Origin of the sequence: Cohnella cholangitidis (genome assembly GCF_014107495.1) — a bacterium.
GTDB classification, from domain to species: Bacteria; Bacillota; Bacilli; order Paenibacillales; family Paenibacillaceae; genus Cohnella; species Cohnella cholangitidis.
This window is the reverse complement of the sequence record NZ_CP041969.1, coordinates 3,839,194-3,853,803: the sequence shown is the minus strand read 5'-3', so window position 1 is coordinate 3,853,803 and position 14,610 is coordinate 3,839,194. Positions and strand designations below refer to the sequence as shown.

At 52.3% G+C, this 14,610-nt stretch carries 12 protein-coding genes and 1 pseudogene; 2 read left to right on the top strand and 11 right to left on the bottom strand.

What is annotated here, in order from left to right:
* Positions 1–24: 24 nt before the first annotated feature.
* The 6 genes from FPL14_RS17875 to FPL14_RS17850 all read right to left on the bottom strand — a co-directional run bounded on the left by FPL14_RS17875 (position 25) and on the right by FPL14_RS17850 (position 7,938).
* A complete protein-coding gene (locus FPL14_RS17875) occupies positions 25–1,320 on the bottom strand; it encodes an MGH1-like glycoside hydrolase domain-containing protein (protein ID WP_182299060.1) in 1,296 nt (431 codons plus the stop codon).
* A gap of 32 nt (positions 1,321–1,352) precedes the next feature.
* Positions 1,353–2,174, bottom strand: a complete 822-nt coding sequence (locus FPL14_RS17870; protein WP_229263985.1) for a carbohydrate ABC transporter permease — start codon at positions 2,172–2,174, stop codon at positions 1,353–1,355.
* Positions 2,175–2,176: 2 nt separating this feature from the next.
* Positions 2,177–3,049, bottom strand: a complete 873-nt coding sequence (locus tag FPL14_RS17865) for a carbohydrate ABC transporter permease (protein ID WP_182299058.1) — start codon at positions 3,047–3,049, stop codon at positions 2,177–2,179.
* A 72-nt stretch (positions 3,050–3,121) separates the two neighbouring features.
* Positions 3,122–4,492 carry an ABC transporter substrate-binding protein gene (locus FPL14_RS17860; RefSeq protein WP_182299057.1) on the bottom strand — a complete coding sequence of 457 codons (1,371 nt, stop codon included), beginning with the start codon at positions 4,490–4,492 and terminating at the stop codon, positions 3,122–3,124.
* 100 nt (positions 4,493–4,592) lie between these two features.
* Positions 4,593–6,116 (bottom strand): response regulator transcription factor, encoded by a 1,524-nt coding sequence (locus FPL14_RS17855; RefSeq protein ID WP_182299056.1) that lies wholly within the window; start codon positions 6,114–6,116, stop codon positions 4,593–4,595.
* Positions 6,109–7,938 (bottom strand): cache domain-containing sensor histidine kinase, encoded by a 1,830-nt coding sequence (locus tag FPL14_RS17850; protein ID WP_182299055.1) that lies wholly within the window; start codon positions 7,936–7,938, stop codon positions 6,109–6,111. The genes FPL14_RS17855 and FPL14_RS17850 overlap by 8 nt, the downstream gene beginning before the upstream one ends.
* Positions 7,939–8,120: 182 nt before the next feature.
* Between FPL14_RS17850 and FPL14_RS17845 the strand changes: the two genes are divergently transcribed.
* Positions 8,121–8,981 (top strand): AraC family transcriptional regulator, encoded by an 861-nt coding sequence (locus tag FPL14_RS17845; RefSeq protein ID WP_182299054.1) that lies wholly within the window; start codon positions 8,121–8,123, stop codon positions 8,979–8,981.
* A gap of 151 nt (positions 8,982–9,132) precedes the next feature.
* Positions 9,133–9,813: an SOS response-associated peptidase gene (locus tag FPL14_RS17840; RefSeq protein ID WP_182299053.1), complete on the top strand. Its 681-nt coding sequence runs from the start codon at positions 9,133–9,135 to the stop codon at positions 9,811–9,813.
* A 13-nt stretch (positions 9,814–9,826) separates the two neighbouring features.
* Here the strand turns inward: FPL14_RS17840 and FPL14_RS17835 are convergent, their stop codons facing one another.
* The 5 genes and pseudogenes from FPL14_RS17835 to FPL14_RS17815 all read right to left on the bottom strand — a co-directional run bounded on the left by FPL14_RS17835 (position 9,827) and on the right by FPL14_RS17815 (position 14,553).
* Complete coding sequence (locus tag FPL14_RS17835) at positions 9,827–10,030, bottom strand: YbdD/YjiX family protein (protein ID WP_182299052.1); 204 nt, start codon at positions 10,028–10,030, stop codon at positions 9,827–9,829.
* Positions 10,023–12,160, bottom strand: a pseudogene (locus FPL14_RS17830) (carbon starvation CstA family protein). The gene FPL14_RS17835 and the pseudogene FPL14_RS17830 overlap by 8 nt, the downstream one beginning before the upstream one ends.
* Before the next feature lie 140 nt (positions 12,161–12,300).
* A complete protein-coding gene (locus FPL14_RS17825) occupies positions 12,301–13,089 on the bottom strand; it encodes an SDR family oxidoreductase (RefSeq protein WP_182299051.1) in 789 nt (262 codons plus the stop codon).
* Between the two features lie 46 nt (positions 13,090–13,135).
* Entirely contained in the window at positions 13,136–13,912 is a 777-nt protein-coding gene (locus tag FPL14_RS17820) for a DODA-type extradiol aromatic ring-opening family dioxygenase (protein ID WP_182304040.1), read from the bottom strand.
* Entirely contained in the window at positions 13,912–14,553 is a 642-nt protein-coding gene (locus tag FPL14_RS17815; protein ID WP_182299050.1) for an alpha/beta hydrolase, read from the bottom strand. The genes FPL14_RS17820 and FPL14_RS17815 overlap by 1 nt, the downstream gene beginning before the upstream one ends.
* Between the last annotated feature and the right edge of the window lie 57 nt (positions 14,554–14,610).

Here is a 14,610-nt window from a genome sequence, read left to right as displayed (position 1 = left end):
CCGGGCTTTCCGGACGTATTATATCTAAGTCCAATACCGGCACATTGGCGCTTTGCCCTTCAGCTCGTCGATCATGTTCAAGACGAGCAGGTTCCAATTCAAGAAACCGCCGTTCATGACGGGCTCTCCGGTTTTCGGAACGTAATATTCATGAAGCGTTCCGGTCCTCTCCAGATCTTCGCCCAGCAAGGTGACGGTTTTGTCGCACAGCTCCCGCGCTTGCTCCGTGAAGCCGTAGTTCATCAATCCGCGGAATACGACGTAATTGGAGACGATCCAGATCGGACCGAGCCAGTTGGACGGATTGTTCGTCGCGCGGCAATCGAACATCTTCTCGTCCTGGGCCAGAGTCGAAATGCCGTATGGACTATTGAAAGTGTTATAATCGGCGGCATGATCTCCCGCTAAATAAGCGGCTTGCCGCGGCTCCGCGACGCGGGACCACAATGGAATAAAACCGGTCCAGGCGCGGATCTTGATCGGGAGCGTTTTCCAGAATACGCCGAGGCCTTGATGAAACCAATCGTAATGCCTTGTCTTAATGTCCACGTCCACGGAATAGAAAAACTTATCCCGTTGATCCCAGCTCTCCTCTTGAATCGCCGCGGTGAGCGCCGCGGATTTCCCCCGGTAAAACTCCCCCCTCGAAGAAATCCCTAACGCATCCGCAATCACGGCCATTGCATTCAACTCTGAAACCATGAAGGCGTTCAAGTAAATATTCGCAGTCGAGAATCGCGGTCTTCCGAAGGTAGCCGGATCGTTGTCCATCCCGATCATAATATCGTCCGCCCACACGTACAACCCGCAGTTGCCATTGAAATAATCGCGTTCATAACATTCGAAATAAGCTTCCAGCTTGGCGTAATCCTCGGCGATCCACTCGAAATCTCCGCTGTAGCCGCCGATCAACGCAATCTGCTGGCAAAGGAAAGGCTTGTGCATGTTCGTCAGTAAGCCTTCCTTACGCTTCAAGTTCAAATAGGGTTCCGGAAGCTGCGAATTGAGATCCAATGTGGCTACCATCATCGGAATATAGCCGTCTTGCATCTGATAATCCAGGAAATTACGAATATTTCCCTTCGCATGGCGAATATAGCGTTCTCTGGTCTCTTGACCCGATTCTGAATCGTCGGCCAAATTAAAAATCGCGTACACCGCCCAGAAAGAATCCCAGTCCCATAAATTCCCGTCATAGATCGAGCCCGGATCGACGAACGGATGCTTCAAATAATGCACGGGCTCCTTCAGAATCGTATCGACTTGAGACAGAATATAATTCCGCAACAACTGTTCGTAATGTTTCATTTTATCGGACATTCCTGCATCTCCTCGGTTGCCTGAAGTTGTCGTTAGCCTTTGATCGCTCCCGCGGTCATGCCCTCCACAATGTATTCCTGCAGCAAGAAATACAAAATAAGAATCGGCAGGATGACGACGAGAATATCGGCGAAAATCAAGTTCCAATCGGAACTGTATTTCCCGACATAATTATAGACTGATACGGTTACAGTCCATTTGGAACCGTCCGTCAGCAGATAGAATGGTCCCATGAAATCGTTCCATACCGAGATAATGGTCAGCAGCGATGCAGTCACCATAACCGGTTGCATAAGGGGCAGCATGATTTTGAAGAACAGCCGAAGCGGGCCGCAACCATCGATGATACCCGATTCGTCCAGCTCCCGGGGAATCGTCTTTAAGTATCCCGTCATTAGGAAAATGGTGAAAGGAAGCAGAACTGAGGCGTAGTATACGATCATCCCTTGGTACGTGTTATGGATGCCCAGTCCCATCATCAACTTGATCGTCGGGATCAGCGATACCGGCATAACTAAGCCTACGATAAAAAAGTAATACAGGAAGGTAGTTAATCGAGTACCGTTACGTTGGATGCTGAACGAAGCCAGCGAAGCGAACAAATTGGTTACGATAAGCGCGCCGACCGAGATCAAAGCGCTGTTCATGTATCCGCGCCATATTTTTCCGTCCGCGAAGACGGCTGCGAAGTTATCGAAATTCAGGCTTGCAGGAAGAGTCAGCTTGAACCGTGCCGCCTCCGTAACGTCCTTGAACGAATTGACCAAAATCATGAAGAAGGGAATGATCACGACGAGCGCCATAACGAACAACAACGCCTCCACGCCGAGTCTCCGCCATTTGAACAAAGACATATTCACATCTCCACCTCCCTTTTGCGAAGAATTCTAAGGAAAGTGATGGCGATCACAGAGACGACAACGGTAAGCACGAGGCCGGAAGCCGTTGCGTATCCCCAATTTCCCCGCGAGAAATTTCGGAAGATTAGCGTATTGAACACTTCGGTATCATATCCCGGTCCACCGTTCGTAAGCACGAGTACCGTCTCGAATACTTTAAGGGAGGTAATGATAGTCAGCAGGAAATTAACCGTAAATGACGGCGCCAATAAAGGAAACGTAATGTTCTTGAACTTGCTGAACGCGCCTGCTCCGTCGACATCGGCTTGCTCCAACAAATCCTTCGGGATCGTCTTCAATCCGGCCAGGTAGATCACCATCGCGAAGCCGGCGCCTCTCCACAGCTCCGTCATGATGATGGATAATAACGCATAACGGGAATCGTTCAGCCAGTCGACAGCGAAGTAATCGAGCCCTATGGTCCGTAGAATTTGGTTCAATATTCCTTGCTCCGGGCTGTAAATCGCGGTGAAAATGTATCCGACGATCAGTGGCGCTATGACAACAGGGGTATAAAAGGCAGTCCTGTAAAATTTGCCGACTCTTGAATTTCGGTTGAGCATTAATGCCAGCATTAATCCGATCACGTTCACGAATATCGTAACGAATAAAGCATAAATGAGCGTATTCTTGATGGCCAGCCCGAGAACGCCTTCCGAGAAAAGCGAACGATAATTGTCGAGACCGATGAAATTCACTTCGTCGCTATAGGAGCTCCAGTCGGTGAAGCTGTACATAAAGCCGGAAAACGTCGGAAAGACGAACAGAACAGCATAGACGGCGAGCGCCGGCAGGATGAAGTAGAGCGGATATCTAACCTGTTTTCTCATGTTCTCATTCCTCTTTCAGGGTATAGGAAAGGAGGGAATTGCGATGTACAATCCCCTGAACCTTTCTCTTCATTATTCGAATCCCGGTACCTTCTTGTTCCTTCCGTCCATCCGATAGTTTTTGTCCATCTGATCGACGGCTTTCTGAGCATCGCCCTTGCCTACGAGTTCTTGCGTGATTTTATCGAAATCGATGATGCCTGCCGGCAAACGAAGCTGGATCTGAATGATCCCCTTGCCTTCTTGGATGTAATTGTAAATATCCTGCTGACCCGGGAAAAGCGTCGTATCTACTCCATTGTAAACGGGAATTCCCGGATTATATTTGTACCAGATCGCGAGCGATTCCGGCTTCGTCATGAAGTTTGCGAGAGCCTTGGCCGCTTCGACGCGCGGAGACGTCTTAGTGACGAATATTTGCTTTGGCGGGTACAAGGAAACGATTCCGGCATCCGAATGCGACGGCAGAGGAAAAAACCCGATATTGTTGACCTTATCCGAGAACCGCTTGGATATTTCCGGAAGCATCCAATCCGCCTGGAACGCCATGGCCGCAGTTCCATTCGCCAACTGTTCCTGTTGCATCTCATACGTCCCGGCAAGCAAATCTTTGTTGTAATAGCCTTTGTTTTTCAAATCGTACTGAAGTTCGTATACTTTCTTCATTTCCGGAATTTCATTAAATCGCAGCGTGTTGGCAATCAGTTTCTGAACGCCTGCTTCTCCGTCAATGGTAGGCATAACCATCGATTGGAAAGCCGCCAACGGGAATATTTGCGTCGGCCAACCCGTTTTCACCGCCTCATAGAAAGGAGTAATTCCGGCTGCCTTCAGCTTCTCGGCGTTAGCCAACAGTTCTTCGTAGTTGTTCGGAATGCTCAATCCGTTGCTGTTGTATACTTCCTTGTTGTACATAACGCCCATCGCATTGTATGAGCCCCACGGAATCCCGTAAATTTTATTGTCTACCGTATAGAAATCTTTCACTGCGGAAGTCAAGTTGCCAACATAAGCCTCGCTTGTCATTTCCACAAGATTTTTCTCCGCCTGCATCGTCACGTACTCGTTTGGACCGGCGAAGAAGTAGAAGATGTCCGGCGCGTCCTGTGTCGCGAAGCGCGTTTTGATAATGTTCTCGTACTGGTTCACATCGGGCAATATTTGAAAATCTACCGTATGCCCGGTTTCCTTCTCGAAACTTGCGAAAATCTCTTTGAACGCCTGGGATTCCGAATCCCCGTTAGCCATCGTGGCGAACGTTAGCTTGACGGGCTTCGCGGCAGCCGCGGATGCCGCAGGCGATGCCTCTTCGGAAGCCTTGCCTGAAGCCGCCGGAGAACTAGCCTGCTTGTTCTCATTGGAATTGCCGCCGCATGCCGTAAGCACGCCAAACATCAGTACAAGGACCATCAATGGCGTTACTAACTTCAATTTTCGTTTCATTTTGTTGCCCCCCAAATTCATTAGTATTGGCTGCATGTTTATTATAGAAAACGGTTACATTGCAAAAGTAGGGGGATTGCATACAATGTATAGGGCGATATCATTCACTTGCGATATGCTTCTTGTACTCCCTGGGCGTCTGGCCGGTCCATTGCTTAAATAGCTTGCTGAAATAAAAAGGATCGCTGTAACCGACCATCTCCGCGACGTCCTTGAACAGGAGTCTCGGTTTTTCCCTGATGAGCTGCCGGGCCTTCGCCAGCCGGATCTGGATCAAATAATCGATCGGGCTGTGCCCGTATTTTCGTTTGAACACCCTTCCTAAATAAGAGGGGTTTAGCCCATAGCGGTTCGCCAGATCGATTAATGCAATATTATCCATATAATTGTTGTCGATGAAGCTCTTAACCTCCTCGGTCCATGACCCTTCGGCTTCCGGGTCCTGATCGAACGCATCGAACAAAGAAGCGTGAAGCTCCTTCAAGCCCTGCATCAACGAGATAAGGTCGCTCGCTTGCCAGATGGTTTCCTCTAGTTCATGGTTCCAGCCGATTTCAACCGCCTTTTTGGCGAATTCAGGGTATTGCAGCATCCATGAATTGACCAGGAAGGATAACGTTCGAAGCCATTGCGCCCTCGTTGCGACATCCCATGCATCCAAATGGAATAGCTGCTCCAGTTTCTTCAAGAAGTCCGTCTTCCTTTGTTTGGCGAACAATTGGGACAGTTCTTGCTCCAACGCGTACGGAATGGGTAGCTGGGAGGCTTCATATGAAGGCTCGCCGTTCCGTACGATTATGGATTTGGACCCTTGCAGCGGATAACCGACTTGGACGGCTTTCTTCAACTTGCCCAGAGCGCCGTACAATTCGTTCTGCAATTTCCCGACGGAAGTCGCCCCCACGCAGGCGGAGCTCGAATGGACACTGGCGGCGAATTCCGCGAATGCAATAAGCCGGGAATCGGACAAGGTATGCACCCCGACCACGATCACCTGCTCATGTCCCGCAACGGAGGGGATCAAATAGGCTTTTTCCCCTTCATCCAGCAACCCTCCCATGCTCCATCTTTCCTCCGAGCCCGCCAAATGATAGTTTTGTTGCGGGGGCGTCCATGCGTACAGCACGATGTACCTTGCATAATAGAAGTACTCGTGGGCCAATTGACGGATATCCGAAGATAAGGATGGATACCCCTCCTTATGATAAGCCCATTGCTGCAGCAGCTCGGATTCGATCAAAGACTGGTTGGCCCTCAGCTTCAGTTTGACTTCGGCAAGAAACTTGGCGATCGTGTCGGATGTTGGAGGCTTCAGCAAATAATCGGACACCCCCAGCTCGATCGCTTTCCTCGCGTAATCGAAATCCCGATAACCCGTCAGAACGGCGCAAATCGTCGATGGCGAGTTTTTCTTCACGTGCTCGATCAGCGAAAGCCCGTCCTTTACGGGCATATAAATATCGGTCAATAGAATATGCGGCTTGATCAATTCCAGCTCAAGCATCGCATATTCCCCATTCTCGTACTCCCCCGCGATTCTAAAGTCGGGATCGCTGGCGCGAATTTTCTCGCATATGCTTTGGAGAATCAACGGCTCATCCTCCGCTACGATAATTCTAAACATTCGGATTCCCCTCCCGTTGTCTAATCGCAATCGTCAGTTCCATACCTTCATCTAAGTTTCGGATGGCGAACTTCGCCTTTCCTCCGTAGAACAAGTGCAGACGCATGAAAGCATTTTCCAATCCCATTCCGCCAATGCCTTTGCTTCCGATTCGATCTAACTGCCCGGAAGTGCTATGGGTCAATTCGTTGATAAACATATTAATCCTCTTAAGAGGTTCGGCATGAAATCCGCTCCCGTTGTCCCTTATTATCAGCTTCCAGCAGCCGTCCTCTTCCTGATCTACTTGAATCTGAATGATCCACGGCGGATAGATTCGATTGAATCCGTGAGCAAAACAATTTTCCACGATCGGCTGCAGCACGAATTTCGGAAAAACGATTTGCTCCATCGCTTCCTCCACATCCATAACGTAATTGAACTTATCCTGATATCTAAGCTTCATAAGCTCCAAATAGTTTTCGGTGTAACGAAGCTCCTCCCGCAACTCGACCGGCTCTGCGTTCGATCCGCTGATATATTCCATCATTTGCATCATTTTATAGGACATAGCCGCCGCTTGGTCCGCTCCGGAATTTTCGGCAAGCACCCCGATCGATGAAAGCGTATTGAAGACGAAGTGCGGCTGAAGTTGGTTGTGCAACACTCTCATATGCGCGAGATTTTCACGTTTCTGCGCGTTCAGCATCTGATCCATGGACAGGTTCAGCCTCGTCTTCATCGAAATAAACCCGTCATGGAGCTCTTGAATTTCGTAAGTAGATTTGCGGTATGTTTTCTGATTATGAGCCATCGTATTTAAGTTGATCTGCTCTAGGTCCAGCCTTCTGACATCCCGCAAAATCAATCTAATCGGACGGGTGATCGTTGAAGCGATCCAATAGGCGATGAGCAACGCCAACACTTCGGCGGCCGCTGTAACCGTAAGCACGATATTCCGCAAGCTGTTCACCGGGTCGAGCAATTCGTGTTTAGGCTGAGCGGCGACGACGGTAAGACCGGAGAACGACGAACGGAGCCAGCCGATAACCGTGCCTTCTCCGTCCGACGTTTCGGTAACGTGGTGGAAAACGCCCGAAGGCATTTCAGGAATGCTCGTCCATTCGAATGGGGGCGCCTGGTCGTCCTTCATAATCGGATAGAACAACCTTCCTTCATCATCGAAAATATAGAGACGGTTGTTCGTTTGGAGACGCGCGTCGCCTACGATTTCCTCCATCTTGTCATAGGATTGCTGGACTTCAACGAATTTCGGCGAGGAGCTGGCGCTATGCGGGAACAGTCGCGACAACGAGTACACGAGCTCTCCGGAACGGAATAGCTCATCATGATGAGGAGGATTGATTTGCTTATCTCCATCCTTGTTCAAGGTAGGGGTAACCCAGTCCAACATCCCGATCCTTGCCTTGAGATTGTCGTACGGGTCGATCTTAAGCCCGAAGCTGATAAAGTTGCCCTCCAGATTAAATACATTGATCTGCTGGGCAATGAACGACGGTCCGTTCAAAGTGGCCAATATTCTTACGAAAGCGTTTTTCTGATTGAGCACCTCATAGGATTCAACTGAGTCGAACGTTTCTTCGAAACGATTCTGGAAATCCGGATTGTAGATCACTTGCGCTGAAATCCGGTCCAGATCGCGGATCGATTGAGACAAAGCGGCGTCTACGCGTTGAAGCATTTGCCTGGACGATTCTAAAGAACGCTCCCAGACGACATTCGACATTCGAATATAGAAGAACGAGCTCAATGTTGCGATCACGAGCGTTACGATAAATGTATAAGAAAGGAACAATCTGCTGCGGATTCCGATTGAGCGCATAAGGTTAATCCTCCAGTTCCCTCTTGATGTCCTCATCTATTACTACCCTATCATATCTCAGGCCGTATGCTGAAAGGTACGCATATTACAAAAAGCAAAGTACGGATCTTCCATGTACAATACGGCCGAATCCCTTTAAATTACGATTACACGAGTTATTTCAAAGCAAGGAGGAAAGCGGGATGACGCAAATATTGAATGGCGACAGGTTCTTCGAACCCGACTTCAAAATTTTCCTGAACCGCGAGACGGAAGCTTTCGCCACTCCCATGCACAGCCATGACTTTGTCGAGTTATGCCTTGTCCTTGAAGGAAAAGGATACCAATATATCGATGAATGCTTGCTCGAAGTTCAGAAAGGCGATCTATTCCTCTTGCCGGTCGGAACTTCGCACGTATTTCGCCCGAATTCACCGGACAAAGCAAGTCCGTTAATCATTTTGAACTGCATATTCGACTTATCCGTAGCCAGCCGCCTGCAGGATTGGATTCCCGAGCAATCGGAGCTGATCCGGTATCTATACGCTCCCGCGCGTTTGGAACAACGATGGTTCCGACATGCGGATAAACGAGGGCAGTTTCTGTCCCTCTTCAATCAAGCTTATCTCGAATATTCCGAGCGTCCCGCCGGCTTCCAATCGATGGTAACCGCCATTTTGCTGCAAATGCTGCAACTCGTTCACCGTGTACAACTTGAGCGGAATCAAGAAGCCGTTCCTCATGAAGCCCCCCGGGAGAATATCGATGATGCGTTGTACTTCATCGAGAACCATTATTCGGATAGAATAACGCTAAAGTCGCTTGCCGACCGCTCGTTCATGAGTGTCGGCCATTTCCAGAACCAGTTCAAGAAAGCAACCGGGCAAACGTTTAACCACTATATCCAGCACGTTCGGATTCAAAAATGCTGCCAGTTGCTCCGAACGACCGACAAATCCGTGCAACAATCGGCCAACGAGGTCGGATACAGCGATATGAAGTTTTTCCACTCGTTATTTCGCAAAATTACCGGCAGCTCGCCTCTGCAGTATCGAAAGGTATAAAAAGACGGAGCCTGAACGCGCGGAGGGGATCATGCCGGTTCAATCGCGGTTTATTCGGGCCTCTTTATCCATGTTTATTTTATGTATTTTCGAGCTTATACTGGAGAAGAAAGTTCGATGACGTAAAGGGGAGGGAGGGAGGGACGAGCCCATGTGCGGAAGATATACGATCGTGGTTTCCATGGAAGAGCTGATGCTGCGGTATTTAAGCGATTTGCCGACCAACCGGTATCATACGCCCCGCTATAACGTAGCCCCCATGCAGAACGTGATGGCGGTCGTTCACGACGGGGAGAAGAACAAGCTCGGCGAGTTGCGCTGGGGACTTGTCCCTTCCTGGGCTTCCGACGACAAAATCGGCAGCAAGATGATCAACGCGCGGGCGGAAACGATTCTGGAGAAAAACTCGTTCAAAACGTTGATTCGGCGAAAAAGGGCGATCGTGCCGGCGGACGGATTCTATGAGTGGAAACCCCACGGGGGCAAAAAACAGCCGATGCGCATTACGATGAAAGACGGCTCCATCTTCTCCATGGCCGCCCTGTACGACACGTGGACGGCGCCGGACGGCCGTAAGATCAGTACTTGCACGATCATTACGACGACTCCGAACAACCTAATGGCCGACATCCACGATCGGATGCCGGTCATTCTGCGGCCGGAGGACGAAGCGGAATGGCTGAACCGCGGCAACGACGACGTTTCCCGGCTCACGGGCCTGCTGCTTCCCTACCCGGCCGACATGATGCGGGCTTACCCGGTTTCCCCGATCGTGGGCAACGTGAAGAACGATTCGCCCGAGTGCCTCGTCGAGCAGCCCGTGCTGTTCTGACGCGTGAGCGCCTTTAGCAGCAACGCGATATTTTGCCGCCCTTCGCGTTATACCGCGCCTCCTGCGCCTCGCGGAAAAACTGCTCTCGCGACACGATCGGCTCGCCCGGATGGCACGTCTTCCGATGCTGGACGTAGGTTTCGTAATGGGGCACGCCGACCAACAGATCGAGAAATTGCCGCACCACCTTCAACGCCTCCCCAAGTTGCTTAAACACGCGATTTTGCCGCCTCCTTCGGATGGGAACCACGCTTCGAATAGGGAGTTTCACGGAGCGGAAAAGACCGCCCCGCCGCTATGCCGTACCACATCCTCGCGGCCGCGACGAACACCGTAATGACCACGAGCATGAATATTCCGCAAATGACCGCGTTCACGTAGTTGTTCCGCACGATCTGCCCCATCTGGCCGAGGGTTTTGGCCGCTCCGATAATCTGTCCGTCGTCGAGCGCAGTCCGGTATTGCCTGGCCTGAGCCAGAAACCCGATAGAAGGCTTCGCATGAAACAGCTTCTGATAACCTGCGGCCATCGTAACGACGAGCAGCCACGTGGTAGGCAAGAGCGTTACCCATACGTAAGCTTTTTTCCCCATCTTGAACAGAATCGTCGTGCCGAATAGCAGCGCGATTCCGGCGAGCATCTGGTTGGCGATTCCGAATAGCGCCCACAAAGAATTAATGCCCCCAAGAGGATCGATCACCCCCTGAACGAGAAAATAACCCCAAGCGAAAACGCAAATTCCCGTCGCGATCAGATTGCCCGCGAACGACTCCGTGTTTCCGAGCCGTTTATTTACCGTTCCCAGCAGTTCCTGTACCATAAACCTTCCGACTCTTGTTCCCGCATCGACCGTCGTCAGGATGAACAGCGCCTCGAACAAGATCGCGAAATGGTACCAGAACGACATCAGCGCTTTCCCGCCGACGACGTTGGACAAAATATTCGCCATCCCCACGGCAAGCGTGGGCGCGCCGCCCGTCCTCGACAGCACGGTCGATTCTCCGATGTCGCGTGCGAGCGTCGTAAGTTCCTCCGCCGAAAGGGAGTAACCCCAAGAGGAGATCGTCGAAGCCGCCTGCGCGGCATCCGCGCCGATGACCGCGACGGGGCTATTAATGGCGAAGTAAACGCCCGGCGTAATGATGCAGGCCGCGATTAGCGCCATGATCGCCACGAACGATTCGGTTAACATGGCACCGTACCCGATCATCGTCGTATGCGACTCCCGCTCGATCATTTTCGGAGTCGTGCCGGAAGCGATTAAGGCGTGGAACCCCGATACGGAGCCGCAAGCGATCGTGATGAACAGGAACGGAAAGACGTTGCCCGAGAATACGGGACCGGTTCCGTCCACGAATTTGGAAACGTCGGGCATTAAGAGATCCGGCATAACGACGAGAATGCCGATCGCGAGCGCCGTGATCGTGCCGATCTTGAGAAAGGTGCTCAAGTAATCGCGCGGCGCCAGCAGCAGCCATACCGGCATGACCGACGCCACGAATCCGTAGCCTATGAGCAAATAAGCGATCGTCTCGCCCTCGAACGTGAACAGCGGAGCAAGCGTCGCGCTCTCGGCCACCGACTGTCCGTAGATCAGCGCGGCGATCAGCAGAACGAACCCGACGACCGACGCTTCGGTGACCCGACCCGGACGGATGTATCGCATGTAGAAGCCCATAAGCAAGGCAATCGGAATCGTGCATGCGATCGTGAACGTTCCCCACGGGCTTCCGATCAAAGCCTTCACCACGATCAGAGCCAACACGGCCAGCAAAATAATCATGATGCCCAGTATGCCGACCATCGCGATGAGGCCCGTGACCCGTCCCATCTCGTCCTTGATCATGTCGCCCAACGATTTGCCGTCCCGGCGCGTAGAGGCGAACAGCACGATAAAATCCTGCACCGCTCCCGCGAAGACGACGCCGACGATAATCCATAACGCGCCCGGCAAGTATCCCATTTGCGCGGCCAGCACGGGTCCGACGAGGGCCCCGCTCCCGCGATCGCCGCAAAATGATGGCCGAACAGCACCCCTTTGTGCGTCGGCACGAAATCTTTGCCGTCATTGTGCCGCTCGGAGGGCGTCATGCGCGTCTCGTCGACCTCCAACACTTTTCGCGCCATGAACCGCGCGTAAAACCGATAAGCGACGGCATAGAAGCACACGGCCGCCACGACGAGCCATACCGCGTTAACGGTCTCTCCCCTCATAAGGGCCACGATCGCAAAGGAAACCGCGCCCAGCAACGAAACGCAGCACCACAGCACAATCGATTTCCAGCTTCCTCGCAATCCGCACACCTCATTATGTAATGGACATCTGCTCCTATGGACTGGAAGCATCATTTGAGAATGCTCCGAATGACGGACAAATATGCATGGCCGCAGGGTAATGAACGCCAAAAAGCCGCCAGGTTGCGCCCTGACGACTTTCTTCCTATATCCAAATTCTTATGCGCGAGCAACAGCGTTACGCCATCACCTCAAAGCCCTTTAATCATTCCGCCGTCGACGAGCAACGATTGTCCGGTAACGTACGTGTTGGCGAACGAACCGTAGAAAACGGCGTGGCGCGCGAACTCCTCGGGCGTGCCCATTCTGCCGAGCGGGATTTGCCCGATCGCTTCCGCCTGAACGTCCTCGAACGAGCGTTGCTGATCCGCGGCCCTCTTCCGATCCAACTCCGTTATGCGATCCGTTCCGATTCTTCCCGGCGCGATCGTGTTGATCAGAATGCCGTCCCCCGCCAATTCCGATGCCAGACTCTTCGCCAGGGCGTTTACTCCCGCCCGGAAGACGTTGGAGAGAATAAGCCCGTCGATCGGCTGCTTGATGGAGGTGGACGCCAGGTTCACGATCCTTCCGCCCCCCGCCGCCTTCATGAAAGGCAAGGCTTCGCGAATCATCCGAATGGCGCTCATCAGGCTGAGCTCGAAGCCTCCCGCCCAATCCTCGTCCTTCATATCGGAGAAAAATCCTCCCGGAGGCCCGCCGGCGTTCGTAACCAGCACGTCCAGACCGTCCGACGACGCGGCGGCCGTGCGAATCGCATTGCGGATATCCTCGGCGTTCGTTACGTCCATCTTAATAAGCGCCGGCTCGACGCCAGTCTCCGCCCTGATCTCTTCCCGCGCCTGAGCCAATTGCTCCAAGCTGCGGCTGGCGATCGTCACGCGCGCGCCTTCTTTAGCGTATTGAAGCGCGACCGCTTTGCCCAAGCCTTTGCTTGCCGCGGCCACGAATACGGATTTACCCGACAGCATCAAATCCATGTTCGACTACACCCTTCCCTGACATCCAGATGGTGGCCGCTTTCGTTTAGTTAAACTGCCAGCAGCTTAAGCTAAGAGTGCCATATTGGTAGCTGCGGTGCAATAATTTCGCTTGCCGGTTGCGATCCCCGGCTCCCATGGCCAGCAGCAACGGGATAAAATGCTCGTTCGTCGGGACGGCCTCGACCGCGTGAGGGGCAGCGGAGCGATATTCGAACAATGCCTGAGTATCCCAAGCGAGCAGCTTGTCCTCCAGCCAGCCGTCGAACGTCTCCGCCCATTCCTCCGCTTCCTCGGCCCGCCAATTCACTCTCCGAAGATTATGAACGGTGCCCCCGCTGCCGATGACCAGGATGTCTTTCTCCCGCAGCTCAGCGAGCGCCGCGCCGATTCGGTATTGCTGTTCGTTCGTCAAATAACGGTTGACCGACAAGGCGATCACAGGAATGTCCGCATCCGGATACATCAGCTTCAGAATCGCCCACGCTCCGTGATCCAGTCCTCTTTCCACGTCGATGGCGCTGTCGACCCTGTGCTCCTTGAATAAGCGCTCGATCTCCTCGCTGACGGAACGGTCGCCTTTGGCCGGGTACTTCATCCGATACAACTCGTCCTGAAAACCGCCGAAATCGTAGATCGTCGAGTAGGTATCGGGAACGGCGCTGATCGTCTGCGTCCGGCTTTCCCAATGCGCGGAGAACAGCACGATCGCTTTAGGCCGAGGATGCGATGCCGCGAAATAGCTCTTAAGGAAGTCCGTATAATCGACCTTGTCCAATACTAACGAAGGCGCCCCATGGGCGATAAAATAAGAAGGCATCATCACTTCTCACGCTCCTTTAACCATTCTAGGATATCCCGCTGATTGTCTTCCGACACGCCATGATCGGTAGGATAGGTTTTGAAAGTCAATTGCGGCGTGAGCGGCGCGAAATAAGCCGCCGTCTCTTCGCCGATCCGAATTGGGAACACGGTATCGTACAAGCCGTGAGACACCCACACGGCCACGTTGCCGATGTCCTGCAGCGCGTAATCCGTCTTCACGAACCCCGGAACGTACCCGTTCAGCGCCACGATTCCCTTCAACCGGTCGCCCATCGTCAGCGCAAGCGTCATCGACAGGATCGCTCCTTGGCTGAAGCCGAGCAAATACCGCCTGCCCGCGTCGATCGGATACTTCCCGGTCGCGTACTCGATAAAATCCTCCAACTGCTTGACGGCTTGATCGAACAGCTCGCGAATCGGATTGCCCAAGCTTTTCAGCTCATAATATTGGTATCCCGCGCCTAGCGTCAGGTTGCCGCGAATTCCGACAATAATGAACTCGTCGGCCAACGGTGACACTAAACCGAACATGTTCCGTTCGTTCGAGCCTTTGCCGTGCAAAGTGAAGATGACCGGGTATTTCTTTCCTTCTTCCGCGTTCGGAGGCAAGTGGATATCGTATTCGTAGGTTGCCTTCATGATGTTTTCCTCCCTTATACTGCGCTCTTGAATATTACTAATAAAGAATATTATTTT